Source organism: Ectobacillus sp. OTK (assembly GCF_059698935.1).
In genome coordinates, this window is sequence record NZ_AP048547.1 from 5,019,110 (window position 1) to 5,044,842 (window position 25,733).

At 45.1% G+C, this 25,733-nt stretch carries 27 protein-coding genes; 6 read left to right on the forward strand and 21 right to left on the reverse strand.

The features are described 5' to 3' along the window. The first annotated feature begins 105 nt into the window (after window positions 1–105). The 3 genes from AC6HZ4_RS24950 to AC6HZ4_RS24960 all read left to right on the forward strand — a co-directional run bounded on the left by AC6HZ4_RS24950 (window position 106) and on the right by AC6HZ4_RS24960 (window position 3,589). The gene (locus AC6HZ4_RS24950; protein WP_497492555.1) at window positions 106–1,800 is read left to right on the forward strand and encodes a diguanylate cyclase domain-containing protein; all 1,695 of its coding nucleotides are present in this window, start codon (window positions 106–108) and stop codon (window positions 1,798–1,800) included. A 128-nt stretch (window positions 1,801–1,928) separates the two neighbouring features. Beyond that, on the forward strand, window positions 1,929–2,363 hold the full coding sequence (locus tag AC6HZ4_RS24955) for a MarR family winged helix-turn-helix transcriptional regulator (RefSeq protein WP_497492556.1): 435 nt from the start codon (window positions 1,929–1,931) through the stop codon (window positions 2,361–2,363). Continuing rightward, the gene (locus tag AC6HZ4_RS24960) at window positions 2,360–3,589 is read left to right on the forward strand and encodes an MFS transporter (RefSeq protein WP_497492557.1); all 1,230 of its coding nucleotides are present in this window, start codon (window positions 2,360–2,362) and stop codon (window positions 3,587–3,589) included. Before AC6HZ4_RS24955 ends, AC6HZ4_RS24960 begins: the two co-directional genes overlap by 4 nt. Here the strand turns inward: AC6HZ4_RS24960 and AC6HZ4_RS24965 are convergent. Both AC6HZ4_RS24965 and AC6HZ4_RS24970 read right to left on the reverse strand, forming a co-directional pair. Next, window positions 3,561–4,316: an IclR family transcriptional regulator gene (locus tag AC6HZ4_RS24965; protein WP_497492558.1), complete on the reverse strand. Its 756-nt coding sequence runs from the start codon at window positions 4,314–4,316 to the stop codon at window positions 3,561–3,563. The two genes, AC6HZ4_RS24960 and AC6HZ4_RS24965, sit on opposite strands and share 29 nt — an antisense overlap. A gap of 21 nt (window positions 4,317–4,337) precedes the next feature. Further along, a complete protein-coding gene (locus tag AC6HZ4_RS24970; protein WP_497492560.1) occupies window positions 4,338–5,111 on the reverse strand; it encodes an IclR family transcriptional regulator in 774 nt (257 codons plus the stop codon). Between the two features lie 243 nt (window positions 5,112–5,354). Between AC6HZ4_RS24970 and pobA the strand changes: the two genes are divergently transcribed. Beyond that, a complete protein-coding gene (gene pobA / locus AC6HZ4_RS24975) occupies window positions 5,355–6,566 on the forward strand; it encodes a 4-hydroxybenzoate 3-monooxygenase (protein WP_497492561.1) in 1,212 nt (403 codons plus the stop codon). Between the two features lie 290 nt (window positions 6,567–6,856). Here the strand turns inward: pobA and AC6HZ4_RS24980 are convergent, their stop codons facing one another. The 11 genes from AC6HZ4_RS24980 to AC6HZ4_RS25030 form a co-directional block, all read right to left on the reverse strand. Further along, complete coding sequence (locus AC6HZ4_RS24980; RefSeq protein WP_497495836.1) at window positions 6,857–6,994, reverse strand: hypothetical protein; 138 nt, start codon at window positions 6,992–6,994, stop codon at window positions 6,857–6,859. Window positions 6,995–7,287: 293 nt separating this feature from the next. Then, entirely contained in the window at window positions 7,288–8,655 is a 1,368-nt protein-coding gene (locus tag AC6HZ4_RS24985; protein WP_497492562.1) for an MFS transporter, read from the reverse strand. A 284-nt stretch (window positions 8,656–8,939) separates the two neighbouring features. Next, the gene (locus tag AC6HZ4_RS24990) at window positions 8,940–9,458 is read right to left on the reverse strand and encodes a 3-phenylpropionate/cinnamic acid dioxygenase subunit beta (RefSeq protein WP_497492563.1); all 519 of its coding nucleotides are present in this window, start codon (window positions 9,456–9,458) and stop codon (window positions 8,940–8,942) included. Further along, window positions 9,455–10,810, reverse strand: a complete 1,356-nt coding sequence (locus AC6HZ4_RS24995) for an aromatic ring-hydroxylating oxygenase subunit alpha (RefSeq protein WP_497495837.1) — start codon at window positions 10,808–10,810, stop codon at window positions 9,455–9,457. Before AC6HZ4_RS24995 ends, AC6HZ4_RS24990 begins: the two co-directional genes overlap by 4 nt. 147 nt (window positions 10,811–10,957) lie before the next feature. Then, window positions 10,958–11,809 carry a DODA-type extradiol aromatic ring-opening family dioxygenase gene (locus tag AC6HZ4_RS25000; protein WP_497492564.1) on the reverse strand — a complete coding sequence of 284 codons (852 nt, stop codon included), beginning with the start codon at window positions 11,807–11,809 and terminating at the stop codon, window positions 10,958–10,960. Between the two features lie 180 nt (window positions 11,810–11,989). Beyond that, window positions 11,990–12,175, reverse strand: coding sequence for a 4-oxalocrotonate tautomerase (locus tag AC6HZ4_RS25005; RefSeq protein WP_497492565.1), 186 nt, complete (start codon window positions 12,173–12,175; stop codon window positions 11,990–11,992). 27 nt (window positions 12,176–12,202) lie between these two features. Further along, window positions 12,203–12,988 (reverse strand): 2-keto-4-pentenoate hydratase, encoded by a 786-nt coding sequence (locus AC6HZ4_RS25010; protein ID WP_497492566.1) that lies wholly within the window; start codon window positions 12,986–12,988, stop codon window positions 12,203–12,205. A 13-nt stretch (window positions 12,989–13,001) separates the two neighbouring features. Beyond that, the gene (dmpG, locus tag AC6HZ4_RS25015) at window positions 13,002–14,027 is read right to left on the reverse strand and encodes a 4-hydroxy-2-oxovalerate aldolase (protein WP_497492567.1); all 1,026 of its coding nucleotides are present in this window, start codon (window positions 14,025–14,027) and stop codon (window positions 13,002–13,004) included. Between the two features lie 13 nt (window positions 14,028–14,040). Next, window positions 14,041–14,925, reverse strand: coding sequence for an acetaldehyde dehydrogenase (acetylating) (locus tag AC6HZ4_RS25020; protein ID WP_497492568.1), 885 nt, complete (start codon window positions 14,923–14,925; stop codon window positions 14,041–14,043). A gap of 30 nt (window positions 14,926–14,955) precedes the next feature. Further along, the gene (locus AC6HZ4_RS25025) at window positions 14,956–15,750 is read right to left on the reverse strand and encodes a 2-keto-4-pentenoate hydratase (RefSeq protein ID WP_497492569.1); all 795 of its coding nucleotides are present in this window, start codon (window positions 15,748–15,750) and stop codon (window positions 14,956–14,958) included. Window positions 15,751–15,763: 13 nt separating this feature from the next. Next, complete coding sequence (locus tag AC6HZ4_RS25030) at window positions 15,764–17,239, reverse strand: aldehyde dehydrogenase (protein WP_497492570.1); 1,476 nt, start codon at window positions 17,237–17,239, stop codon at window positions 15,764–15,766. Between the two features lie 220 nt (window positions 17,240–17,459). Here AC6HZ4_RS25030 and AC6HZ4_RS25035 point away from each other — a divergent pair, with 220 nt between their 5' ends. Together AC6HZ4_RS25035 and AC6HZ4_RS25040 are read left to right on the forward strand one after the other, a co-directional pair. Then, window positions 17,460–18,236, forward strand: coding sequence for an IclR family transcriptional regulator (locus tag AC6HZ4_RS25035; RefSeq protein ID WP_497492571.1), 777 nt, complete (start codon window positions 17,460–17,462; stop codon window positions 18,234–18,236). Window positions 18,237–18,272: 36 nt separating this feature from the next. Continuing rightward, window positions 18,273–19,241 carry an amidohydrolase family protein gene (locus tag AC6HZ4_RS25040; RefSeq protein WP_497492572.1) on the forward strand — a complete coding sequence of 323 codons (969 nt, stop codon included), beginning with the start codon at window positions 18,273–18,275 and terminating at the stop codon, window positions 19,239–19,241. Window positions 19,242–19,340: 99 nt separating this feature from the next. On the opposite strand, the gene cspD is transcribed toward AC6HZ4_RS25040, so the two are convergent. The 8 genes from cspD to AC6HZ4_RS25080 form a co-directional block, all read right to left on the reverse strand. Further along, entirely contained in the window at window positions 19,341–19,538 is a 198-nt protein-coding gene (gene cspD / locus AC6HZ4_RS25045; RefSeq protein WP_497492573.1) for a cold-shock protein CspD, read from the reverse strand. Between the two features lie 137 nt (window positions 19,539–19,675). Further along, on the reverse strand, window positions 19,676–19,876 hold the full coding sequence (locus AC6HZ4_RS25050; RefSeq protein ID WP_129729973.1) for a cold-shock protein: 201 nt from the start codon (window positions 19,874–19,876) through the stop codon (window positions 19,676–19,678). A 302-nt stretch (window positions 19,877–20,178) separates the two neighbouring features. Then, window positions 20,179–20,379: a cold-shock protein gene (locus AC6HZ4_RS25055; protein WP_497492574.1), complete on the reverse strand. Its 201-nt coding sequence runs from the start codon at window positions 20,377–20,379 to the stop codon at window positions 20,179–20,181. Between the two features lie 180 nt (window positions 20,380–20,559). Continuing rightward, complete coding sequence (locus AC6HZ4_RS25060) at window positions 20,560–21,267, reverse strand: ComF family protein (RefSeq protein ID WP_497492575.1); 708 nt, start codon at window positions 21,265–21,267, stop codon at window positions 20,560–20,562. Continuing rightward, a complete protein-coding gene (locus AC6HZ4_RS25065) occupies window positions 21,264–22,637 on the reverse strand; it encodes an ATP-dependent helicase ComFA (RefSeq protein WP_497492576.1) in 1,374 nt (457 codons plus the stop codon). The genes AC6HZ4_RS25060 and AC6HZ4_RS25065 overlap by 4 nt, the downstream gene beginning before the upstream one ends. A gap of 135 nt (window positions 22,638–22,772) precedes the next feature. After that, a complete protein-coding gene (locus tag AC6HZ4_RS25070) occupies window positions 22,773–23,933 on the reverse strand; it encodes a C40 family peptidase (RefSeq protein ID WP_497492578.1) in 1,161 nt (386 codons plus the stop codon). 322 nt (window positions 23,934–24,255) lie between these two features. Further along, the gene (locus tag AC6HZ4_RS25075) at window positions 24,256–24,567 is read right to left on the reverse strand and encodes a winged helix-turn-helix transcriptional regulator (RefSeq protein ID WP_497492580.1); all 312 of its coding nucleotides are present in this window, start codon (window positions 24,565–24,567) and stop codon (window positions 24,256–24,258) included. 197 nt (window positions 24,568–24,764) lie between these two features. After that, window positions 24,765–25,607, reverse strand: a complete 843-nt coding sequence (locus tag AC6HZ4_RS25080; RefSeq protein ID WP_497492581.1) for a DegV family protein — start codon at window positions 25,605–25,607, stop codon at window positions 24,765–24,767. Window positions 25,608–25,733 lie beyond the last annotated feature (126 nt).

Below are 25,733 nucleotides of genomic sequence, written 5' to 3' on the forward strand. Positions count from 1 at the left end.
TTATTTTTTTATAAAATTGGGAAAAAACAACTGTATAGAGGGAATCATTTACATATTAATTTTCTAAACAAGTTACTGTAGAATATTGTCGAAGGGAGGTAAACTATGCTTCGGGATTTATTGGTGAATGCTTTTACTTTACTTGCTTATTACCTTCTTGTTGGAAGCGCTATGCTGCGCAAAATTGAGAATATACCACTATCGTTACGTACGCACCTCATACCAGCAATTTCCTCAGGCGCTTTAGGGATTACACTCATGTATTTCTCTGTTCAGATAGACAGCGTACTGTTTGATTTACGGCATATTTCGATAGTTGTCATCGCTTCATTTTCAAGTATTCCTGCTTTATGGATTTGTACCGGCATAATGGCCCTAGCAAGATTGCTTTTCTTTCAACCGATTGAAACAGCTGCTGCTGCCTCTTTCTTCATTATACTTATGGGGATCGGTGCCCATCTATTCGTACGTTTTATACAAACATCTGCTTTACGCTTTGCGATGATTTTGTCTTATACAACTGCACTGCAAATCATTTGGTACTCAATTGGTCTATCCAAGCACTTGTCCCTATACGTACCGTTTATAATTTCATTTGTTATCATTTCTTTCCTAGCGGGCTACTTATCCTATCTTGTCCTTACAAACAGGCTGCAGCAAATTCATCTATCGCATACATTAAGAGAAAACAACGATAGGCTGCAAAAGCAGCATAGAATGCTTGAGGATCAAAACGAAGAGCTTATGATGCAGCAAGAAGAACTGAATAAGATGGTTGCACAAGTACAAGAGCATAATCTTAGGATGGAGATGACCAATTTGCAGCTAGAAACAAAGCAAGCCGATTTGCATATCCTTCTTTCGCAAGTTCAGGAGCAGGAGCGGCATTACCGCCAGCTTGTAGAATGGCTGCCAGATGCAGTCTTCATTTACCAGAAGAAAAGAATTGTATATGCAAACAACATCGCTGCTTCTATCGTCGGTGCTGCTTCTCCAATGAATCTAATTGGCAAAAGTGTTCTCGAGTTTATCCTGCCAGAAAACCTTCAAGCTGTACTTGATAGCGAACTCATGCGAAAGGAAAAGAATGATTCACAGCAGCGTATTGAAACAAGGCTCAATCGCTTAGATGGAAAAATCATTGATGTGGAAGTGTTCGGCCGGGAAATTTCATTTCAGGGCCATCCAGCTATGCTGGCTATTTTACGTGACATTAGCAGCCGAAAGGATGCAGAGCGCACTCTTATGGCTGTGAATAAAACATTAGAGATGCTGGCGCATGCCGACGGCTTAACCGGCATTGCCAATCGACGCTATTTCGATAGTTCTTTAGAGCAGGAATGGGCAGACTTAGAAAAAAATAGAGCACCCCTTTCCCTTATTTTATTTGATATTGACTATTTCAAGCTATATAACGATCACTATGGCCACCAAAAAGGGGATGAAGTGCTCCAAAGGATTGCACAAGGTGTAACAGATAGTTTAAGCGGAGTTAATTGTCTATTCGCCCGTTACGGAGGAGAAGAATTTGCTGTCCTGCTTCCTAATACAAAAGAGGCGGAGGGGCGGGAGATTGCTGAGATGCTTTGCTCAGCAATTGAAGGGCTGCATATCCCTCATAAGTACTCTCAAGTAAGCGACAGCGTCACCAGCAGCATTGGAGTGGCTACTGCGCAGCCTGGGCAATTCAAGAGCGCGAAGGAGCTAATTGACGCTGCTGATCAAGCTCTATATACAGCAAAAAGAAACGGAAGAAACCAGGTGGCTGCTGCCTCTTATGCAGTCCCAATAAAAAGGTGATATATACTGCTTTATGCAGCATACATCGCCTTTTTGTTTTTCTACCATCTCAATATACGATTTGACCCTTCTGCAACCTCGTGATAAACTTACCTAGGTAAGTATATTGGTAGATAGGGAGAGGTAACGTGTCAGACCATCATAGTTTATTTCACTCAATTAACCAGCTGTCCCGGCAGCTGACAAAAAGAATAAACGAAGCCCTGCAGCCGTTCGGATTATATAGTGCACAATGGTCCGTTTTGTACACGCTGCATATAAAAGGCACACTAACACAAACGGAGCTGTGTGAGTATTTATCTGTAGAGGCGCCGCCAATGACTCGGACGATTCAGCGTCTCATTAAGCAAGGGTACGTGAAGCAAGTTCCCTGCAAGGACAAACGTGCGAAGAAAATTGTGCTAACGGACGAAGCAATCGCTGCTTTTCCAAAATGGGAGCAGGCTATTTTGCATACACATCAATCACTGCTTGACTCACTGCCTGTCTCATCACAAACGCAGTTACATATGCTGCTCTCTGATTGGCTCAAGGAACTTCGGCTGGAGGAGGAGAGAATATGAGTTCAGAAAAACTATGGACAAGAAACTTTATTAGCATTTCCGCCAGTACACTGTTTTTATTTTTAACGTTTTATTGCTTGCTTGTGATCTTACCGCTGCATGCATTAGAAGATTTGCACGGCCGGGAAACGGATGCAGGACTCGTTGTCACAGTGTTTCTGCTTGCATCCATTCTCATAAGACCGATTGCCGGTCAGTGGCTTGGCCGCGTCGGGAAACAACAGCTGCTTCTTGTTTCTTTATTTTTGTTTTTGGCTGCAGATCTTGTTTATTTCTTTACCAATTCCATGCTTAGTCTGCTCGTGCTTCGCTTTATTCACGGTATTAGCTTTGGAATTGTAACAACTGTTTGCGGCACGATTGTGGCTGACTTAATTCCAAATTCGCGCAGAGGAGAAGGCATGGGCTATTACGCCATGGCGATGAATCTGGCAATGGTCATGGGGCCATTTATCGGACTAACAACCTTTTATAAATGGGGAGCGAATGCTGCCTTTATCATAAGCAGTATCTTTGCCCTTTTCGCTTTGATTCTCGGCGGATCCCTTCGACTGCCGAAGGAAGCACAGACTATAACAAATAAAACGCAAGCAGCCTTTAACATCAAGCATTTATTTGAGACCTCTGCCGTCCGCATATCCGTAACCGCAGCTTTTTTCTCGTTTGTGTATGCCTCCATTCTTTCCTTTGTATCGGTATATGCAAAGGAAATTGGGCTCGAAAAAGCATCCAGCTACTTTTTTGTTGTCTATGCTGCTGTTATGCTGTTGTCAAGACCGTATACAGGAAGATTATTTGACAAACGCGGTGCAAACGTCATTATATATCCGGCTATTGTTTTCTTTGCAAGCGGCATGCTGCTTCTTAGTCTGGCGCATACAGCCCTTCTGTTCCTGCTCGCAGCAGCTTGTATCGGTCTCGGCTGGGGAACAATGTTTCCATGCCTTCAAGCGCTCGCCATTCAGAAAGCAGAGCCAGCGAGAAGAGGAGTGGCCACCGCAACCTTTCTTTCTATCTTTGATACCGGGTTTGGCATTGGTTCATTTCTAATTGGCCTGGCTGCAGTTCATATTCAATTAAGCTCTTTATATCTGTACTGCGCCCTTCTCGTTTTAATCGGTATTGGTGTCTATTATGTATTAAACGACAAACGCCCTTCTGTCTCTGTTCGTTCACAGCAGCGCAGACATAAGATATCTAGCAGCGAGCATAATCAAACCGTTTAGAAATCTCATCAGCTGTCTTTGTAATAAGCTTCACTAGCTTTGGAGCAGTATACTTGTTGATGCGCTGCACCGGACCGGCAAGCGTCACGCAAGCAACAACCTGTCCTTTTCGGTTCCGAACGGGAGCCGAAAGAGAGGATCCTCCCTCATGCAGTTCCTCTTCGCAAAAGGAGAAGCCTTGCTCTTTAATGCGCTCAAGGCGTTTAAGCAGGATGGCGGGGTCAGTAATGGTTCTTGCTGTATATTGCTCCATCCCTCTTTGCAAAAAGGAATCGATATAGCTCGAGGTCTGGTACGCAAGCAAAACTTGTCCACTGCTCGTGCAATGGGCAGGATTTCGTTTGCCGAGATATGAAAGCAAACGAATAGGATGAGAGCATTCAATTTTATTTAAGTACATAACGTCAAAGTCACGCAATACACCGATATGGGCCGTCTCATTGGATTGCTTAACGAGCGATTGCAGTGCAGCATTCGAAGCAGCATACAGCTTAGATTGCCCAATCACAACATGGCCAAGCGCCAAAACAGATGCTCCTAGACGGTATAATTTTGTATTCGGGTCCTGCGTAATAAATCCCTCTCCCATAAGCGTTGTTGCCAGTCTATGCGCAGTGCTATCTGCAATTCCAAGCCGATCGGCCATCTCATAAATGCCAAGCTCAGGCTCCTCTACTGAAAGCAGCTCCAATAAACGCAATGCATTTTCTAGGCTTGTAAAACGCATCCCTACTCCCCCCTGTTATCCTCATTGCACATTCTCTATGTATCCAAGCTTTTCAGAAAGCTTCCGTCTTGAAATTTGCAACGCTTTTACATATGAAGAAAAACGATTCTCAGTCATGCGCTGCATAGGTCCAACAACGCTGATTGCAGCAGTTACCCCTCCTGTGTAATCGCTTACAGGAACAGCAATGCTTACTACTCCCTCATGCATTTCCTCTACGGCAATATCATAGCCGCAGCGTTTAATTTGCATAAAGTTTTCGAGCAAAGCCTCACGATTTGTAATCGTATTTGGACCGTAAGAGCGCAGTTCCTGCTGCAAAAACCTATGAATAACATCCTTCCCTTGATACGCAAGAATTACCTTCCCTGCACTAGAGCAATGCGCGGGATTGCGTTTGCCAATATCGGAAAGAAGGCGAACCGGCTGCCTACATTCTACTTTATGAAGGTAGACGACATGGTATCCTTCGAGCACATTAATATGAACCGTTTCACCGATCTTTTCTGCCAATCTCTCTAAAATCGGCAATGATTCCCGATACAGCTCTGTTTGTGCTGTAATAACACCGGTTAAGCCAAGCAAAGCCCAACCCAGACGATATTTTCCGTTCTGCTCTCTCTCCAAGTAACCTTGCTTATGCAGCGTGGCAATTAAACGGTGTGCACTGCTTTTACTCAAACTGATTCGATCAGCTATTTCGGTTACTCCCCATACAGGCTCATCCGCTGTAAACAGACGTAGAATCCTCATTCCATTTCGAACAGAGCTAAGAGAATAATCACGCTTTTCCATTGTAGCACCCCACAAAAAAGTTCGGCATGTTCTGCATACAAGAATCATGGTCTTTCATTTGGTACATCCATATTATAACATAAATTCAAGCAACATTAAAAACGTTTCCAATAGTGAGAAAATAGAAAAAACAGACGTTTCATTACACCATCTATCCCCGTTCCTCTAGTAGAAGCTGTGCAGACCAATCAATTTTGGAAGCGTTTACTTTTATATAAAAATCTATATAAAGGAGGAAATAAAATGCGCACTCAAGTTGGAATTATCGGAGCCGGCCCGTCTGGACTCATGCTATCTCATTTGCTTCATTTGCAGGGAATCGAATCTATTATTATTGAAAACCGAACACGTGAGGAAATTGAAGGTACGATTCGAGCCGGTGTGCTCGAGCAAGGTACAGTAGATTTAATGAATGCAGCAGGCGTTGGCGGGCGGCTGATGAAGGAAGCTCACTTTCATCACGGGATTGAGCTGCAATTTAACGGACGCAGACATCGTATTAACATGCATGAGCTAACAGGAGGAAAACAGGTCACAGTATATCCGCAGCACGAGGTGATTAAGGATTTAGTCGCCGTCCGGATGCGGGCAGGAGGAAATATCCTGTTTCGTGTAAGTAATGTAAGTCTACACGACTTGGATACAGATTCACCGAAAATTCGCTTTCGTCAAAATGGTTTAGATGAAGAAATTGTTTGCGATTATATCGCCGGCTGTGATGGCTTCCACGGTCCGAGCCGGCCGGCTATTCCACAAAGCATCCGCAGCGAATATCAAAAAGTTTATCCCTTTGGCTGGCTCGGGATCCTAACAGAAGCACCGCCATCCGCACCTGAACTCATTTACGCCAGCCACGAGCGCGGGTTTGCACTTCTTAGCACACGTTCTCCAGAAATTCAGCGCCTATACATTCAAGTTGACCCGAGTGATAACATAGCTGACTGGTCCGACGACCGTATTTGGAGCGAATTGCATACGCGGCTTGCGACAAATGACGGCTGGAAGCTGATTGATGGTCCTATTATTCAAAAAAACATTGTAGCAATGCGAAGCTTCGTCTGTGACCCAATGCAATATGGCAAGCTATTTCTTGCTGGTGACGCAGCACACATCGTTCCGCCAACCGGAGCGAAAGGACTGAACCTCGCAATGGCCGACATACAGGTGCTGGCGCGAGCTCTTACATCCTTCTACACATCCGGCAGTACAAATCTATTACAACGGTATTCTGAGATTTGTCTACGCCGTATTTGGAAGGCAGAGCGATTCTCTTGGTATATGACAACAACGCTCCATCGCCACAGCAACTATACGCCATTTGAGCATCAAATTCAGTTAGCTGAGCTTGACTACGTTACATCGTCCAGGGCTGCAGCGACAAGCCTGGCCGAGAACTATGTCGGACTGCCAATGGAATGGCCTGAGGAGGCAGAGCTTTTAACATTAGGCAAATAAGTCATAAGGCAATTACAACAAGCCCTTCCATCCTCTTTGTCAGAGGCATTCCAAAGAAACAAAAATCGAGATGGCAAGTCGCCATCTCTTGTTAGAAGGCGATTCATCCCCTCCCTATTCACTGAGCCTTGCCCTTCACGTTCCTTGAGGAAGGGGTGTTCTCGCCTATTTTTTGATAAAACTGTGTTCATGTATACTCTTTTACTGCAGTAGCAATCTCCGTACTTGTTGCCATATCAACAAGTACGTCTCTCCCTAATTATGCTCCACAGTCCACTCCAATTGAATACTTAATATCTTAACCAAATTCTCATTTCGCCTATGCCTCTGTTACCCCAAGTGAAGTAAGGAATAGCCTTCATCTTTATCGGCTTTCTTGCATCTTCAAAGGCAGAGTATAGTTGGTCTGTTTCTTTACTATCCTTTATATAAAGTTAATCGTTTAAGGATTCTAGTAAAAGAATTTTAGGACAATTGCAATTAAACGTCTCAATCTTTGACATGCTGCTGGTGCTATGAATCTAGAGAAATTGCATAACTAGCAATTAGTACTTTTCTGCTTGAGCGATCATATACCATTCCTTTATACCGTAAAGGATCTGAAGCAAGGAACTCTCCCCTGCAACACCTTGATATATCCAAACAGTGCTCTAAAAAAGGCGTCTCCAAAAGGCTGTGCTTGACGACCTTTTGGGACACCTTTTTGTTGATTATATCTTTCTTATACATTAACCTCCGGACCAATCTTTACTTCCTTTGCATCTGAATGCTGCAGCTTATCAAAGCTTCCGTATTTCTCTTGAATTATTAAAATTCCGATTGCCGCCACAATGCTTGGAATCGCAAAGTACATGAATATGCTTTGCGGCTCGATGCCTGTCGCAAGAATCATACCAATGATTGTCGGTGCAAGGATGGAGCCGATACGGCCGATTCCAAGTGCCCAGCCTATTCCCGTTGCCCTTACCTCTCTTGGGTAGTACTCAGAAATGTAAGGGTTTGCAATATTTTGCGTTCCAACTGTGCAAGCGCCGCCAATCATAATTAAAATATAAAGGAATGCTGTGCTAGATGTGGTGCTTAAAGCAACAAAGCAAAGTGCGCCAAGCAGGAATAGTGCTGTTAATACCTTTTTGTGTCCAACCCTATCAGCTAAATAACCGCCGATTAAAGCACCGCCAATTTGTCCTACACATAATACAAGGTTAAATGACAAGCTGGAAGTAAGACCGAAGCCAGCCTGCTGCATAATTTTTGGCAGCCATGTATTCAATCCGTATACCATGAGAAGACAGCAGAAAACAGAAACCCAAAAAGCAAATGTACTGATTGCACGATTTTTCTCAAATATCTTTTTGATTGGCATACCCTTTGCGTGTTTCTCTGCAGCTGCGAATTGAAAGTCGTCTGTTTCCTTATAGTTTCCGGTTGGATCTACTTGGTTTAAAATTCCTACTAGCTTCTTTGTTTCTCTTTTCAAAATGTACAAGGAGATGGATTCCGGGAAATTTTTCATGAAAAATGGTAATGCAAGGAGGGGAATAATTCCGATCCAATATAGTACCCTCCAGCCAAAATCAGCTACAATATACATTCCAACTAGAGAAGCGAGAATACCGCCAATTGAATAACCGCAATACATTGTCGCAACGATAACTGCTCTGTTGCTTTTTGGAGAATATTCCGTCATTAAGGAAATTACATTTGGCATTAAACCACCCATTCCAAGCGCTCCAATAAAGCGCATTACCGTGAATAAGGCCGGGCTATTTGCAAAGCCAGCCAGTAAATTAAAAACACTCAATAGGAACAAGCAAATCGCCAGCGCCTTTTTCTTTCCGATTTTATCGGCAAGAGGTCCAAAAATGAAGGCGCCAAGCATCATTCCAACCAAGGAATAGCTGCCAATTGCCCCTGCTTGTACTGCCGTTAAATTCCATTCCTTCATCATCCAAGGCAGGCCTACACCATACATGACAATGTCGTAGCCATCAAAAGCGATTGCAAAAAAGCACCAAAGATAAACAGTCAAATGAAAGCGGTTAAATTTACTTGCAGCTACTACCTCTGAAGCATTAACAGTGCGCAATACAATTCCCCCTATTATTTTATAATACTCTTTCTGTAAATCATCATATAATCGCTATGTTTCCTATACAACACCAATGTTCCTTTATACGGAATAACAAAAATAAATTTTTCAAAATGAGAGTTATACATTTGATAGAGTTGTAAGAAATGAAAGATAGATTGCGGATTGTACTGAATCATAGAAGGGGCCGCTATTATACCCGATATGGGATTGGGGAGCTAAGGGCTGTCTTACAGTATGTATCCTTACAGCTCTTGCTCCCATTGACAGAAGCAGCGAATTCATAAAAACATACTTAAATTCATAACCCCTAACACAGCCTGATCTGGATAAATGGTACGGGCGGCAATTTGCCACTTCCCTTCCACGAATTGAAACACATCGTGACGTTCTCCAGAGAGCTGCTCCAAATGTAAATCTGAAGCTCTGCTGCGCAGGAAAAGAAAGCTGCTTGTTACCTCATATTCATCAGGCTGTGTACCTGGCTCAACCAATACGTTTGTAATAAGATGACGCTGCCTTGTCGGCGGATTTTCAACCCATGCCGATGAGGTGCGGAGGCGCTGCACTCTTGTTGTAAGCGATTTCTTTGTTTCTTCAAAAAACGCCATTTCATCTAATATATCTGATCCATCCTTTGTTTCCGTTGTGACGCGCATCGGCATGCGATATACGATATCCTCACTTAATAGATCAAGCCAGTCCTCATACCTGCGATTGTCCAGAAAATGCGCTTCACGGGATAATACATTCGTAATCTCATAGTGCAGCTCAAATGGAGTGAACAGCTTAGAGCTCATCGACGCACCTCCTCTGATGCAGGCATATCCTTCGTCAGCATTTCCAGCCAAAACTCATGCATGCTTCTTGAAATGGCATCTGCATAGCACGTCGGATACGCAATGCCCGGCCCCGGGAAGCTTTCATCCGGCTCCAATCCGCCAAAGCCCATTAAATAATTGCACAGATTGTTGTAGCTCAGCTCCTTGTCGCGTGCCATTAGCCCCTTATTTGCCTGTACCATTCTCGCCCAAACCTCCGTATCATCCTGCTCCAGCGTCCCTGAAGGCCCAAATGAGCCGAGATATCCCCTATAAGCAGCTTCCTTGTAATCCTCTGGTGCAGCCTTATCAATCATAAACCAGCACCAAACCTCAACCTTATCCGGCCCTAACGGCCGCCAAACGCGGAAGTTTAAGTAATTATGCAAGTGTCCCTCCGTACCATGAACAGGACTTACAAAAGAGAGATTAGGGAATACCCCGCCGACAAATACAGTTGTTTTTGACAAAACCTCGACCTGGCTCGGGCTTAGGTTTTTCTCAAACATCGGCCACATAGATTCTGGCAATCCTTGGAACTGATAATGGGATCGGCCCGTTGAGGATGTAATGACATTAATACCATGACCGTTCTTCATCACAACCTGATGGCCGTAACCTGCATATAATGGATCCTTTGGGCTAATGCCCATCTCTACAGTGGAGCGATGTGTCGTTTGTACATGATATGGGTCTGCTGCAAAGTTTTCACTCGTTGCCTTCCAGTTCGCCTGTGCAACCCAGCGCTGTGGAACCCCTCTTACCTCCATGCCGCCGTCGCTTCTGCCAAGTAAAATATCAAAATACCATTTCATTTCGCCGAGATATTCCTCAAGCGGCATCGCGTTTGGATCAAGGTTTCCAAAAATCATGCCCTGATATGATTCGACGCGCGGAATCGGGCGAAGGCCCCACTCATCCTTCTGCATTTCCTCCCCGTACACCTTATTACCGGCTACAATTCCAATAAGTTCCCCATCTGTATTAAAGCTCCAGCCATGGTACGGACACGTAAACGTCTTCTTATTGCCTCGGTCGGCTGTACATAGATGCGCCCCGCGATGTGTACAGGAATTAAGAAATGCCTTGCACTCTCCTGCCTTATTCTTTACAAGCAGCACAGGATCACTGACCATCCAGCGTGTCACATAGCTTCCCGGCTTCTTCAGCTCGGACTCATGCCCTAAGAACTGCCACGTACGGCCAAAGATTGTTTCCATCTCTAGCTCATAAATATCAGGATCCGTGACGACCCACTGCGGCATCAGCCCCTCCTTCATTTTATCCTTGAGCATCTGCAATGTTTTATTATCAATTCTATTTTTTCTCATCATGCTGATCTGCCCCCTTAGTCTTGTACGTTCTATTTGATCCGATACAATTTGATGCGCTGCACTACGCTCTCCTTTATCCCGGACTCATGTACCCGCTTTCAAAAATGAACATGCAAGAGAAACGCATATAAAACAGGATGACACTTACTCTGACTCTACCGTTTGCAAGGCTCCATTCTTTTCTAATGCAACACTTTGCGGCGTGAAGGTCATGACAACATTCGCGCTGGCTGATGACTGGCCGTAGCCGTAATAGGTGCTTGTATAGCTGCCCTCGAGTACACCCAAAAGCATGGCAATATGACGCCCGCCCGACTCCACACCTGCAGCTCTTGCATATTGCGGCAGCATGCGCCACGCAGCCTCCAAATCGTTATTGTTTAAGTACTCTAAAAATTGACGATCCATCGCCTGCTCTGCCAAGGTTGGGTACAACTCCGGGCCTCGCAGCAAATTATGTGAAAGAGCACCGCTGCTTACAAATACAGCGCGCTTATTGCTTTCGCGCAGCACCTTGCCAACCAGGCGGCCCCATTCATATGTTTCTTCTAAACTCGCAGCCCATGTAACTGATAAATCAATAACAGGGATATCCTCATTCGGGACAAGGTAACGAAGAGGCACAACGGTACCGTAATCCCATACATACGTTGGATCATTTACGCCAATAACAGTAAGCCCCGCCTGACGTCCTGCTTCAACAAGCTCATTTGCTAAATCAGAATCCCCTGGATAGTAATATGGAACATCTGAAATAAGCTCCGGACATTCGAACGGCGTTAAAATCCCTTTATGCTCCGGTGTTGCATCTACAAAGTGATGAAAGCTCGAGAGCCAGTGACAAGAGATAAGCACAACTACATCTGGTTTTACATTTGCAATATCCTTTGCAGCATGATGCATACCAGCAACAAGCTCCTTTTGAAAATCTGGAGTCCGATCTTCAAAGCACATTCTTGGCGTATGAGGGACGAGCAATCCTAATTCAAGTGTCATAGTATTTCTCCCCATTCTTTATTTTTTATTAAGAAAGCAAGCCTTTTACTGCCTTTCTATTTGTCTTGCTTCGACCCTTGGCTCCTTATGGTCAAATATCCCTTTCCCTTCAAAGCCAAACGGCAGCTTTGATAGGAAGAAATATCTGGCTTTCGGAGCCGTGCAGTCGACTCCGCTTTTCTATTTTTCAGACATAGGTATTCCGCCGGCACCCCAATGTGTTTTTGGAATCTCCGTTACAATCACACGGACTGTCTCCTTTGGCACCTCAAGCGTGGCGGAGATGGTCTCTGTTACATTCTCAATAACTCTCTTAATCTTTTCTTCCGGCCTTCCTTGCAAAATTTGAATATTAATGATCGGCATATAATCCTCCGCTAGCTTTAGAATTTCTTATTTTTCCACTTGAAATGAGACTTCTCCTAAACCATCTAGCTTCGCCGATACAATGTCCCCAGCTGTAAGCATAACTGCACCGGTTACGCCACCCGTTAAGATAACATCCCCTGCCTTTAATTTTTCTCCTTTTCGCGCCAGCATATTGGCAAGCATTGCTACAGAATTGGCTGGATGCCCCACAACAGCCGCTCCAGCGCCCAAATCTTTTATTTCACCATTAATCGAAAGCGTCACGCCTACCAGGTCAAGCTCGATGCCGGCAGGACGCGTCAGGCGGTTGCCAAGCACAACGCTCGAAGAGGAGGCATTATCAGCAATAACATCAGGAAGCGTAAATTTAAAATTCTCATAACGGCTGTCGATAATCTCAAGCGCCGGCACTACATAATCTGTAGCAGCAAGCACTTGAGCACCAGTTATGCCAGGCCCTTGAATATCCTTTCCTAACACAAAGGCGATTTCCGCCTCCACCTTCGGATGAATAAAATTCGCCATTTGAATCGTTCCGCCGTCCGGTACAACCATGTAATCAAAGATATAGCCGTAAATCGGCTCTTCCACATTCATTTGCTTCATTTTTGCTTGGCTTGTTAATCCCATCTTCGGGCCGACGATGCGATGCCCCTCTTCTAGCTTCATCGCCACTAGCTCTTCCTGCACCTTATAGGCATCCTCAACGGTCATGTCAGGATAGTCGGCCGTAATGCGAATCACCTCGCGTTTTTCAAGCTCTGCCTTATGCAGAAATTCAGCTGTAGATCTATAGTTTAGCGCATTCATTTCGCATCCCTCCTTAGCGAACGGTCTCTAGTTTTTTCTTTGCAATTTCTGCCGCCACGTCTACAATCATATCTTCTTGTCCGCCAACTACCTTTCGTTTGCCCAGTTCAATTAAAATATCGCGGGAATCAATGCCAAGTCGTTTTGCGGCGCGCTGTGCGTGAAGCTGGAAGCTCGAATATACGCCAGCATAGCCAAGTACGAGACTATCCCTTGTAATTTCCTGCGGCACCGGTAAAATCGGCGCCACAATATCCTCTGCCAAGTCCATCACTTTATATAAATCTACACCCGTTTCGATACCTAAACGATCCAATACTGCAACTAATACCTCTGTTTGCGTATTGCCGGCACCAGCACCTAGGCAGCGCACACTGCCATCAATGCGTGTTGCTCCCTCCTCAATCGCAGCCAGTGTATTTGCCATTGCCAATGAGAGATTGTTATGACCATGAAAGCCAATTTCCACGCCAACACTTTGCTTCAAAGCACGAATGCGCTCCCTTACCTCATGAGGAAGCAATGCGCCTGCAGAATCGACCACATACACAATATCAGCACCGTAGCTTTCCATTAATTTTGCTTGCTCAACCAATTTGTCAGCAGGAGCCATGTGTGACATCATCAAAAACCCAACCGTCTCCATGCCTAAATTCTTCGCTAACGCAATATGCTGGGCAGACACATCCGCCTCCGTCACATGAGTCGCAATACGAGCCATTTTTGCTCCAAGACTTGCCGCCTGCTTTAGATCCTTCATCGTGCCGATTCCTGGAAGCAGCAATACAGCGATTTTGGATTCTGTGCATGCGTCCACAGCTGCCTCAATTAGATCGAATTCATTTGTGCGGGATAGTCCGTACTGTAAGGAGGAACCCGCTAACCCATCACCGTGCGCCACCTCAATATAAGGAACACCCGCCTGATCCAAGGCCTTCGCAACCTGCGTAACCTGCTCTACTGTATATTGATGCGCAATCGCATGGCTGCCGTCTCGAAGCGCTACTTCAGTAATCATAATGTCACGTTGTTTTGTCATTGTTTTCCCCTCCTTACACGGTTTGCTTTGCCGCATGATGCTTGGCAAGCTCTTCTGCAACCTTTACAGCCGAGGCTGTCATAATATCAAGATTTCCGGAGTACTTTGGCAAATAATCCCCTGCTCCTTCTACTTCAAGGAATACCGTTACTTTATTTCCTTCAATAATCGGCTCTGTCCGCAAGCGATAGCCTGGCACGTACGATTGTACTGCTTCAACCATCTTCTGAACCGAACGGATAATCTCTTCTTCGTTCATCGTTCCGTCTTCTACGAGCGCATACACTGTATCTCTCATCAAAATCGGAGGCTCAGCAGGGTTTAAAATAATAATGGCTTTGCCTCGCTTGGCTCCGCCGATCACCTCAATGCCGCGAGACGTTGTTTGCGTAAATTCATCGATGTTTGCACGTGTACCAGGACCTGCACTTTTACTTGAAATGGTCGCAACGATTTCCGCATATTCTACCGGACAAACACGATTGATGGCATGAACAATCGGAATCGTAGCCTGCCCGCCGCACGTAATGAGGTTTACATTATCCGCTTCTATATGCTCACGAATGTTAACCGGAGGAACGACTAGCTCCCCTACCGCCGCAGGCGTTAAATCTAATACAATCTTTCCTGCTTCCCGCAGCATCTTTGCATGACGAATATGCGCCTTCGCAGAAGTAGCATCAAACACAATATCCGCCAAATCCGGCCGCTCCAAAAATCCTTTTAATCCCGTATCTATCACTTCATAGCCTCTTTCCTTTGCGCGGCGCAAGCCGTCCGACTCAGGGTCAATCCCGATCATTGCTGTTAATTGCAGCACATTGGAGCGCTCTAGCTTCATCATTAAATCTGTTCCGATATTTCCGGAGCCGAGAATTGCTGCCTTTACCTTAGACATACATATATCCTCCTCTTTCTCGCAATCTATCTATTTAGAAAACCGTACGTTGACTTCACCTAAATGCGCAAATCTTGCCTGAAAATAATCCCCTGCCTCCGCATTTACCGCAGCAGAAAGAGCACCGGACAAAATGACTTCCCCAGCCTTTAATGTAATGCCGTATTCAAACAGCTTATTAGCTAGCCAAGCTACACAAACGGCTGGATTGCCAAGAGCTGCTGCACCGACGCCTGTATTGATGATTTCACCGTTTCGATATAACACCATACCGATTTGCGCCAAATCAATCTGATCGACCGGAACCGGCTTACCGCCAAGCACATACAAACCGGAAGATGCATTATCAGCAATCGTATCCTGCAGCTTAATCTTCCAATCTGCAATGCGGCTGTCGACAATCTCAAGCGCTGGCAGCACATAATCCGTTGCTTGGATCACATCTAACACCGTCACACGCGGTCCTGTTAAATCTTTTTTTAGCACAAAAGCGATTTCGCCCTCTACCTTCGGCTGCAGTATACGCTTCATCGGAATCTGTCCGCCATTTTCTATGACCATATCATCAAGAAGATGACCGTAATCAGGCTGATCTACACCAAGCAGATTTTGCATCGCCAAGGACGTTAACCCAATTTTCTTGCCAACAACAATCCGGCCCGCCTCGAGTCTCTTTTGAATGGTTACTAATTGCACCTGATATGCTTCCTCAATCGTCAAATTTGGCTCAAGCTCCGTGAGCGGGGAAACTCCCCGCCCCGATATCTCTGCCTGTTCTAAATATCCGGAAAGCCGGACCGCTTTATCTACATCAACTATGCTCATCACAAGCTCCCCCTTATAGCTTAATACAAATATTGGACAGCTCACTGTAGAACTCAAAGCTATGAGCGCCGCCCTCGCGTCCGATTCCGCTTTGCTTCATGCCGCCAAACGGTGTACGCAAATCACGTAAAAACCAAGTATTTACCCAGATAATACCGGCTTCAATTTGCCCTGCGACACGATGTGCACGGCGCAAATCATTCGTCCAAATGGAAGCGCTTAATCCATAGTGCGTATCGTTCGCCTGTGCAACAACCTCCTCCTCGAAGTCGAACGGAATCACCGTCACCACAGGTCCGAAGATTTCCTCGCGTACAACGCGGCAATTGCGGTCTAAGCCGGTAATAATCGTCGGTTCAAGGTAATATCCCTTCTCTAATCCCTCCGGACGCTTGCCGCCGGTTACAATTTGGCCGCCCTCTTGAACAGCTAGTTGAATATAGCTGTTCACACGCTCATAATGCTCTTCCGATACAAGAGCGCCTACCTTTGTTTTTGGATCGAACGGATCGCCCACAACAAGCTCCTTTGTTTTTGCAGCAAACTTCTCTAAAAATGCTTCGTAAGCCGGGCGCTCTACATAAATACGGGAGCCGCACAAGCACACTTCACCTTGATTAATAAAGCTTGATTTTAATGTTGTTTCAATTACTTCATCTAAATTAGAATCCGCAAAAATAATATTTGGATTTTTGCCGCCAAGCTCATAGGAAAGCTTTTTCAATGACTTGGAAGCGGCCTGCATAATGATTTTTCCTGTCGTTGTTTCACCTGTGAAGGAAATGGCATCCACATCCGGATGCTCTGTTAAAGCGGAGCCGGCAGAATCAGGGCCAAAGCCATGCACAATATTCACTACACCATCTGGTACGCCTGCTTCCTTGCAAATCTCTCCAAGCAGGGTAGCCGTCATTGGCGTGAGTTCAGCCGGTTTGATCACAGCTGTATTTCCAGCCGCTAAGCAAGGAGCCAGCTTCCAGGTCAACAATAGAAGCGGCAGGTTCCATGGGTTAATCAGGCCGACGACGCCGACCGGACGGCGAATTGCATAGTTGATTGCCACATCATCCATCTGATATGCTTCAGTTCCTAACCCGCGCAAATAATCAGCGAAGAAATGAAAATTGTACGCAGAACGCGGGATATCAATTGTACTGGATAACCAATACGGCTTGCCTGTATCTAACGATTCAAGCTGTGCTAATTCATCCTTACGCTCAAGAATAATATCACCAATGCGGCGGATAACTGCGATTCGGTCGTTTGTTGTCATCCGTTTCCACGGCCCGTTTAATGCTCTTCTCGCAGCCGCTACTGCAAGATCGATTTCTTCTTTCCCTCCCTCGGCTACCGTTCCGATAACCTCTTGTGTCGCCGGATTTACATTTTCAAAAGCCTTGCCGTTTAGTGAAGCGATATATTGACCATTAATGAAATGCTTACAATCAATTGCCGTTACCTTTTGTTCTGTTGTCGTTTGCATCTGCATAAAATAACCTCCTCAAATTATGAAAAGATATGATGTTGTAAATTTATAGTAATTTAGGTTTGTTTATCATACAACACCATAGTTCTTATATACGGAACAAAACGAAAAAATTTTGTACTTTTCTTAATATTTAAACGAATTGAGTTTCGTGCTACAATCATATGTACACTATAGAGAAATTCAGTTCTTCTATAAGCAACATAAAAAGGAGGGATATAGAATGGAGACGAAGGTAAATGAAGAATATTTATTATCCTCAGTAAAAAACGCACTTCGCCTGCTGCGCAGCTTTTCACTTGATGCACCAGAGAAAAAGGTGACGGATTTAGCAGCTGAGCTTGGGCTTGGAAAAAGCACCATCAGCCGTCTATTAAATACGTTAGCTAGTGAAGGCTTTGTTACAAAGGATCCAGAAACGCAAAAATATCGACTAGGCCTCACAATTCTCAACTTAAACACTATTGTCACATCAAATCTGGAAATCAACCGAGAGTCTCAGCCCATTTTGCAGCGCCTTGTTAATGAGATTGGCGAAACAGCAACTATTGCGGTGCTTGAGGATACAGATGTCGTCTATTTAAATCGTGTAGAATGTAAGCATCCTGTTCAAATTTTATCGCACATCGGCAGAAGGAACCCCCTTCATTGCACAAGTACAGGAAAGGTGATTCTTGCACACCAGAATAAGGACTTTATTGAAAAATATCTGGATGAGGGCTTGGAGCAATATACAGTGAACACTATTACAAATCGTGATACCCTTCGCACAGCATTAAAAAGCATCCAGGAGCAGGGATATGCAATCAGCATTGAAGAGCTCCGGGAAGGTGTTGCATCCATTGCCGCTCCTATTCGGGACTATACAGGCAAGGTCGTATACGCGGTAAGTATTATCGGGCCTGTTCATCGTATGAATCCGCACAACCTCTCGATTATTAGCAAGGTAAAAAACGCTGCAAAGGAAATTTCCGAAAAGCTTGGGTACTGGAGGCCATAATGGCTTCTTCTATACATGTAAAGGAGCGTGGTTTGTTTGTTCGATATACATACTCACTTTATTCCACAAGATGTATTGCGTTGGCTCAAGGATCATGAGCATACAGTTCATGCAAAATGGGAGACAAAGTCACCGAATCAGGCTGAGTTTTTAACGGTAAACGGAAAGTGGGGATTTGAATTAAAGGAGTCGTTTATCAATTCTTCCTTGTACTTGGCGGAGCAGCAAGCTGCAGGCGTATCCCACTCCCTTGTTTCTCCTGTTCCCCAGCTGTTTATGTACGATGTTTCGGAGGAGATTACAAGCGAGGCTGCCTGCGTGTATAATGAAGCCTTAGCTAACTGGGTGCAATGCAACAATGAGCGTTTATCCGCTTTAGCTACTGTACCGCTTAACAGCCCCATTCGAGCGGCTGAGGCGCTGCGGCATGCGATGGGCCGCGGCTTACATGGCGCAATTATCGGTCCTGGTCTATCGGATGCAATGCTAACAGATGCACGCTTTACCCCATTTTGGGAGGAGGCAAACTACCAAAGAGCTATCATTTTCATTCATCCGCTTCTTTGCGAAGATCCGCGGCTGAAAAAACGGATGATGCCGAACTTAATCGGGGTTCCTTGGGAAACCACAGTTTGCGCTGCTGATTTATTGCTGAGCGGTTTGCTTGATACATATCCGAACGTAAAAATTTTGCTCGCGCACGGCGGCGGCTTTCTTCCGTACCAAATCGGACGTTTGAACAAGGGCTACGAAAAGTGGCCGGCCGTTGCCGGTTCCTTGCATGCTCCTCCAGAAGAATATTTGCGCCGCTTCTGGTTTGATACAGTTCTTTGGAATGATGAAGCAGTCCATTATTTAGCGAAGACTGTTGGTGAAGACAGGGTCGTGCCTGGATCTGACTTTCCATTTGACCTTTGCGCTTGGCCGCCGAGACTTTATAACGAAAATGCCGTTCAGTCACTCTTACACCCAAGAACAAAACACCAAACCACCGAAAAAGCATAATAGCTTTTCAGAGCATGAAAAGGCCCCCGTTTTACAAAACGGGGGCTAATCGCTTTTTTCCCTGCTTTATATGAAGCCTGGCTGCTTATAAACGGGTTATTATAGCTTTACTACGTTCGCTGCTTGCGGACCGCGCGCGCCTTCAACGATATCAAATTCTACTTCTTGGCCTTCGTCTAAAGACTTGTAGCCATCTGCTTGAATTGCGGAGAAGTGTACGAATACGTCGTCTCCATTTTCACGCTCGATAAAACCGAAACCTTTTTCTGCATTGAACCATTTTACTTTTCCTTGCATGCCTTCCATTCCCTTCAATCTTGAATCTTGTGGTTAAGCCCACAATTTGACTATAACGGATTGAATATCAAAAAGTCAAAAATGGGCTCCATTTTTCCTCACATTGTTTCAGCTGTATACAAATGAACAAGTAATTCTTATAACTTTACCACGTTTGCTGCCTGTGGACCACGTGCACCTTGTACAATTTCAAACTCTACCTTTGCGCCCTCTTCCAGTGTTTTAAAGCCTGAGCCTTGAATTGCACTGAAATGAACGAATACATCATCGCCGCCCTCAACTTGAATAAATCCGAATCCCTTTTCTGCATTAAACCATTTCACTGTACCTTGTTGCATGCTTTCCCATTCCCTTCAATTATAAACTCATGTATAAATGCTTATCTTAACTATAATATACGAAAATGCTGAATGTCTAAGCTGTTTCATCGTAATTTTATCTAAAGATTCGACATTCGCATCATACTGCGAGGGCGTGATTTTTAGGAGAATCATATGTAAAGCCCTTCGGATGTCCTTGCTCTTGGATTTCAGCTTCAGCAAAAAGCAAGCGCTTACGACAAAACCTCCATCAAAAAAATGGAGGCGGCATTGCATTTCCCTATTTTATATGAAGCGTACGCTGCTTATAAACTGGGTTCTTATAGCTTGACAACGTTTGCAGCTTGAGCACCGCGGTTGCCTTCTGTAATATCGAAGGATACACGTTGTCCTTCTTCTAAAGTTTTGAAGCCTTCAGTTTGAATCGCAGAAAAGTGTACAAAGATATCTTCTCCACCTTCTACTGTGATAAAGCCGTATCCTTTTTCTGCGTTAAACCATTTTACTGTACCTTGTTGCATGACTCCCATTCCCTTCAATCATAAACTCGTGGAATAACCCCACAATTTGACTATAACGGATAAAGAGAGGTAAAGTCCAAACCGTCTTGTCGTGTTTTTATGCCACCATTCGACATTTGGAAGCGATTTCTACTAGATTTTAAGGATAATAGATATAGATTGTCACGATTTCAGCAATTTTCATCCTCGAAATACAGTCAAAGCATACACAGCTGCAGCTCCCTGCTCACGAAACAGCTTCCCTATTTGACGCAGCGTTGTACCTGTCGTGTATACATCGTCAATGAGCAAAATATTCTCACCGTCAAATCGAGTATGGGAGGAAAGTAAAAATGGAGACTGTGCCTGCAAGCGCTCCGCCCGTGTTTTTTTGCTCTGCTTTTCGGTGTGTACGCGCGTAACAGGAGACGGCATGGCGTACGGAAAGCAAGCAGCGAGCAGCTCCGCTTGATTGAAGCCGCGTTCATATTGCCGTTCTACGCTCAGCGGAACAGGGATTACACGACAAGAGCGCGGGAAATGCTTATACATTCGCCGCAGCTCCTTATGAAAAAGCTTAGAGAGGACAGCATCGCCGCGAAACTTATAGCGGGCCAATACATCCTTCGCCCAATCATTGTATACATACAAGGAGCGGTTCTGCAGCAACGCTCCGCGCATCGCCCCCTCTTCCCAGCGCAAGCAGTCCCTGCACACCCCTTGTTCTTGATGCGCGGCAGCAAGATGCTCCAGCGAACGTCCGCATACTGTGCACAGCTCCCCCTCTATCCGTTCTAATTTCTGTTCACACTCCCGGCAAAGAAGCTGCTCTTCTCCTTTTAACAGAAACGAAAGCCAACCAGGGGAATACGACAGCTTCTCAAAGCAAAGCAAACAATGCTCTGTCATACAAGCCACCCCTTTTGCTTCGCTTCCTTGTTCATTGTCTCAATGTGCCGCCTCGCTGCAACCATTTCTTCTGTTTTTCCGTAATGAAAATAGACAACATCGCCCTTTGGATAAGCTGCATTCCGCCCGGCTCTTCCGGCAATTTGTACGAGCGCGCTTTCCGTAAATACAGTCTCCTCAGCTCCGAGCACAGCCACTTGTAAATTAGCTACTGTGACACCGCGCTCTAAAATAGTTGTTGTAACTAATAGCGGAATATTGCCTGCTCGAAATGCACGAACCTTCTCCTTTCGCATCGGGTCCTCTGCATGCACACCTTCAATCCGTCCATCTAGTTGCTTTAGGATAGCCACAACAGGCTCAACATGCCGAATATGAGGAACAAATAAAAATACGGGATGCCCAGCAGCTGCATGCTTCTCTACCCAATGCATAACGTTTTTGGGAAGCCTGCGCCCCCGAAGCTTCCTCTTCCAGCTGCCGCACCAAAGGAAGGAAGGTACAGGCAGGGGCTGGCGATGGTAGCGCGCTGGAATGACGACTGCTTTTCGCGTTCCATTTCGCACCTCCTTCTTCCAACGCGGATTTGGTGTGGCCGTCACATAAATAACAGACGCATCCTCTTTCTTCGCATGCTCTACTGCGTACTGTAAGGCCGAATCGGCTGAATACGGAAACGCATCTGCCTCATCAATGATCAACGTGTCAAATGCGCGGAAATATCGAAGCAGCTGATGCGTCGTGGCAATTGTCAGAGGAGCCTGTACGTGCCGGCACAAGCTGCCTCCATATAATGCCGCAATCGGGATATTCGCAAAAACCTGCCTAAGACGCAGTTCAAGCTCCAGCACAACATCAGTACGCGGCGTTGCAATACAGACGCGCTCTCCCTTTGTGAGAGAAGCATGTATGCCGGCAAAGAGCATTTCTGTTTTTCCAGCGCCGCACACTGCCCAAATGAGATATTCCTCCTTCTGCTCTACCGCATGCAGAACTGCTTCTGAAGCGATGCGCTGCTCATCTGAAAGAACACCATCCCATATAAACTCTGCCTGCGTCCCGCCCCTGTCCGCTAATGGCCCTTTCCAATGAAGCAGCGAGGTACATTCACTTGTTCTGCCCATCATGACGCATCGGCGGCAATACGTGCAAATCGTTTGGCAACGTGCACAAGAAAAACATGAAAAAAACATAGGATCCTCATTACCGCATCGGGTGCAACGATATCCCTTCCCTATCCGCTTCACACTCGGCTCCTCTGCAAGAAAACCTTCTCTTTGATGCTGGCGCAGTACTTCCTCTGGGAACGGCAGCTCTCCTGGAAGGAGCCTCCTTCCCTCCAAAAATGCGCAAAGCTCGGCTGAGTACATTATTTCCCCCCTTTTTTCGCCCATTATAGCAACGCAGGCTGCTGCTGGCAAAACACGAAAAAGCCGATAACCTGCTGTGAAAATAGCAAGTTATCGGCTTCATATTGATCGTTTCATTGGAAAGCCTGTTTATTTTTAAAATCTGCCGTACCCTAGGAGGTGTGATTGATTGTAGCCGCTGCTAAGATTAGAATATGCAATACCACTATCGCTTGCATGAATCATTGTGTTATTTCCAACGTAAATACCGATATGAGATGGACCCACTTTATATGTATTTTGGAAGAATACAAGGTCTCCTGGCTGTAATTGGTCACGGCTAATGTGAGATACAGAACCCCAGTAGCCGCTTACGTTTGTACGTGCTTTCCCATATATATAAGAGATAAATCCGCTGCAGTCAAATCCGCTTGGAGATGCACCGCCGAATACATAAGGAACACCAAGATATTGCTGTGCACGAGCCACAACACCGCCTGACGCTGGAGCTGGTGCTGCCGGAGCTGGTTTAGCCTGCGCTGGCTTTGATGCTGCTGCATTTGATGCTGTTGCAGTTGGCGCTGCTGATGTAGTCATGGATGTTTCATCAGACATACGCTGCGCAAACATTGCTGCTTTTTCTAGTTCTTTTCTTGCTCTCTCATTTAAATCTTCTTGAACGAGCGCTTGTATTTTCCCTTCAAGCTCATCAATAGCCCCTTGCTTCGCTTGACGGGCTGCCGCGATTTCCGCACTTACCTTTTCCAAATAAGCGGCAAACTCACGCAACTCCTGCTCTTTTTGTAAAACAAGCTCACGCGCTGCCTTTAGCGCTTCCGTATCACGCTGCTGTGCTGCTAAAATATCCTTGTCCGATTGGAAAATCAAGCTTACAGAGCTGATGCGGTCAAGCAGATCCGTAAAGCTTTCTGCATCCACAAGAACGTCTGTTACAAGGTTTGCTTTTTGCTGGGATTGAAGTGCAACAAGGCGCTTTTTAATCACGTACTGACGCTGCTGAATCTTCTTTTCCAACTCTGCAATTTCTGCATTCTTTTGCGCAATTAACTGCTGCGTTTCTGTTAAATTCTTTTGTGTTTCCGCCTGCTTTTGTTCGTTCGCAATGCGGTCTTGCTCGTACTTTTCAATTTCTTTCTTCATATCACTGATTTGCTTTTGATACTCTTGAATCTGCTTTGCTCTCTCACTTGACTCTACTTGAACCGTGTCCTCAGCTTGTACTGCTGCCGGAGCTGTTGTCGTAAATATCATAAATCCTGCGGCAATAGCGCAAGATACAGCTTTCCAATTGTTCATAATATTCACACCTTCCCTTTCCCAAATAAATTTATACCATATTTACCAATAAAATTTGTCTTTGTTACAAACTTGTAAAATAAATGTAACACGCAGATTGTAGAATCATGAAGTATCGCTCCTAACCTTGTCAATCTATGATGAAAAACGCTTACATAGCAAGCTTTTCTCGACAAACCCTTATAAATTCCCAGTATATGTTTGTTACAATTTGTCGTAAAAAACCTCCCTAGAGGGATCCTAAACACAGCCTAATTTTTGTAAAAACACAAAAAAGGCGTAACAAAATGTTTACATTTTGTTACGCCTTTACATGTTTCCCTTACACCCATTGCTCTGCCCACTTTTGCACTTCCCGCATAACCGCCTCAAGCGCTGTTCCTTTTTCGGATAATGCGTACTCAATACGTACCGGAACCTCCGGGTATACCGTGCGCACGACAATCTCTTCGCTTTCCAGCTCCTTTAATCTCTCCGACAGCATCCGGTCACTCATATTCGGAATGATATCCGCTATTTCACGAAAGCGCTTCGGTCCCGCCAGCAGCGATTGGATAATTAAGCCCGTCCATTTCTTACTAAGAAGCGTAAAGGCAGACTCAAATTTTGGACATAATGCTGAATTGTGTTCCATATGCCCTTCACCTCCATTTCATTATAAAATAGCTTCTTATAAAAAGTAAGTATCAATGTATTATAAATTATATCCAAAATGAACAAGCTCTTACAAAAAGCATAAAAAAGCAGACTTTGTCCTTCCTGCGGCTCACCCCTTCAGCCGAAGGAAGGAGTCTTCTTATCACATTTATAAATTGAATACGTACAGCAGTATCACTTTTTATACCAGCCTAAACCGATTGTACCCTCACCTAAATGCGTGCCAATTACAGCGCCAAAATAGCTCACACCGACCTCAACATGCGGATATGCCTCCCTCAGCTGCTGTGCAAGCTCCTGTGCCTCTTCCTCTCGTTTGGCATGAATCACAACGGCCTCCATAGGTACGCCTTGACGTGCATCTTCGTCAAATAATTCTACAACACGCTTTAGCGCTTTTTTGCGTGTGCGGATCTTTTCGAGCGGGACGATTACCTTGTTTTCGAAGTGCAGCACCGGTTTGACCTGAAGCAGGCTTCCGATGAAGGCTTGTGCGCTGCTTAAGCGTCCTCCCCGCTGCAGATGGTTTAAATCATCCACAACAAAAAGAGCATCAGCTGATTGCTTAATCTCGTCCATACGCTGCAAAATTTCCTCCGGCGCTTTTCCTGCCGCTGCCATTCGCGCCGCTTCAAGTACATAGAACGCCTGGATAGCGCAGCTAATTTCCGAATCGTATGTATAGATGCGCGCTCCCTCCACCATTTGGCTCGCTGCTGTAGCTGTTTGATACGTTCCGCTAATTCCGCTTGATAAATGAATGCTAATAATAGCATCATATTCGCGCGATAAACTCTCAAACAACTCGACAAATAAACCGATCGCAGGCTGTGAGGTTTTCGGAAGCGCCTCCTGCTCATTCACCTTTATATAAAATTGGTCAGCTGTCAATTCCAGCTCCTCCTGATAAGAAGCATCGCCAAAAATAACATTCAGAGGAATCATATGAATATCCATCTGCCGCCTTATTTCTTCCGGTATGTATGCCGTGCTGTCCGTCACAATCGCCGTTCTCATCTTGCTACCATCCTTTAAAATGAATTTTCCTTCAGTCCGTATATTGTACACGAAAATAAAAAAAGGCGCATCCCTCACTGGTAATAAAAAGGTATGGAGTTATAATGATTTATTTCACAAATTTCA